The organism is Mesorhizobium sp. P2_D1 (assembly GCF_056404455.1).
Genome location: NZ_JBFUDZ010000123.1, coordinates 1 through 2,073 on the forward strand (window position 1 = coordinate 1; position 2,073 = coordinate 2,073).

Here is a 2,073-nt window from a genome sequence, read left to right on the forward strand (position 1 = left end):
AACGTCCAACTCTGCTGGCGTGGTGGCGCTGTTGGCGGTGGCGTGCGCGAGCGCAACGATGACCGCGCTTATGCTAGGTCTTCGTCGCCCCTAGGCGGGTGATCATCTGAGGGTTTGTTCCTCTAGCAAGCGCCGCATTGCCAGGGCATTCCTTGGCGCAAAGCCCTCATAGTCGTTGTTGAAATAAACCCAGGCTCTTTTTGCCCCACTGGCGCGGATCTTGTCGGCCCATCCGCTTAGCTCGTCTCTGGTGTAATCATGCCGGTACCATCGCTCTGGACCGTGGAGCCGCACGTAGACATCCTCCGCTGTACGCACCAGGACATCCGGAAGACGAGGGCCGCTGCATGAGCAAAAGATTGTGCCTGTATCCCGAAAGGCCGAGTATACTGTCTCGTTCCACCAACTGGCGTGACGAAACTCCACCACATTGCGCCGGGCCGGGTCCAGTTGGCCGAGAATGCCGTTCAGTCGTGCCTTAGTGAAATGGTAACTGGGCGGGAGCTGGAATAGAAAGCAGCCCATTCTCTCGCCAAGGATATCGGCGATCATTCCAAAATCCTTTACCAGGGTTTTTGTCCCCTTGAACCTCTTGATGTGGGTAATCAGCTCACAGACTTTTACSGTATARACGAAACTGCTTTTACCGGGTTGCCGAAGCCAGCTTTTGACGTTTGTGATSGTTGGCCATGAATAAAAGGATGCGTTGATTTCKACAGTATCGAATCGTTTCGCGTAGTAGTTGAACCATTCGCTTGTGGGCAGATCYGTCGGATAAAACTGTCCCCGCCATTTCCAGTAAAACCATCCCGARCACCCGACATAGGCAKATGCCTGCARRCACGASACGGTATCACGCTCTGCTATTGCCCCKGCCAATCGGGCGGTATGCATCTTGTCGGCACGTCCAACGTTTTCAATTCGCTGCTTTTCTYTGCGCAGCCTAYGCMGCTCACSGCGCTCATCGGGTCCAAGTGCTTTCCGTTTGATGGCTTCCGAACCCATGAAATTACCCTTTCCGCCTTTAACGCGGGGCACGGCCGGATGGCTCCGTGGCAACTGGCCAAAGTGGCGCAGGGGCGGATCGCTTCCATCGGGGTACGGATCCAAGTACAAAGTCCGGTCTTGATGCGACGATGCGACCCGCTCTCGAAAACGTCAGGCCGCCCTGTGTTGCGTCATCAGGCGGGGCATTTCCATGACAAAGGGCGGGCTTTCCACCTACAGGGCCAAGCGGGATTTCACYAAGACGGAAGAACCCAGCGGCGAAAGCACGATYGCGAAATCTAACCGGCKTCGATTTGTCATTCAGAAACACGCGGCCACGCGGCTGCACTACGATCTTCGCCTTGARCTTGATGGTGTGTTCAAGTCGTGGGCCGTTACCAAGGGACCGTCGCTGGAYCCTCACGACAAACGYCTCGCAGTCGAGGTGGAGGACCATCCGCTAGRCTATGGCGACTTCGAAGGCACCATCCCCAAGGGCCAATATGGCGGTGGCACCGTGCAGCTGTGGGATCGGGGATACTGGGAGCCGGAAGGCTCTATGTCAGCTGAACAGGCTTTGGAAAAAGGCGATCTTAARTTCACGCTCGACGGTAAGCGCCTGCACGGAAGTTTTGTCCTTGTGCGCATGAAGCATGATCGCAATGGMGGYAAACGCACCAACTGGCTGCTGATCAAGCATCGCGACAAATACGCGACCGATGGCAATGGCGACGCGGTGCTGGCGCAGGACCGATCCGTCGCCTCTGGACGAAGCATGGAYAAGATTGCCGCRGGAAAGGGTGYCGSACCGAAGCCATTCATGATGCAAGGCTCAGAGGTGGCCGATGCGGATGCCGTGTGGGACAGCAATCGCGGCCATGCTGCTGACGAGCGCGCCGTCAAAGCTTCAAAGCCATCTCCGCGCCCTGAACGAGCTTCTCGTGCTTCGGCGGCGAAAATGCCCGACTTCATCGCACCGCAGCTGTGCCAGACGCTTTCCCGGCCGCCAGCGGGAGCGAATTGGGTCCATGAAATCAAGTTCGACGGCTACCGCGTCCAGCTGCGTGTCGAGGATAACGCCACCAC

At 57.2% G+C, this 2,073-nt stretch carries 2 protein-coding genes; one reads left to right on the forward strand and one right to left on the reverse strand.

What is annotated here, in order from left to right:
* Nucleotides 1–102 precede the first annotated feature (102 nt).
* Nucleotides 103–1,005, reverse strand: coding sequence for a DUF72 domain-containing protein (locus tag AC1D0I_RS32420; RefSeq protein WP_477400155.1), 903 nt, complete (start codon nt 1,003–1,005; stop codon nt 103–105).
* Between the two features lie 193 nt (nt 1,006–1,198).
* Between AC1D0I_RS32420 and AC1D0I_RS32425 the strand changes: the two genes are divergently transcribed.
* Nucleotides 1,199–2,073: DNA polymerase ligase N-terminal domain-containing protein (locus AC1D0I_RS32425; protein ID WP_477400156.1), on the forward strand; the 875-nt coding region annotated here is incomplete at its 3' end.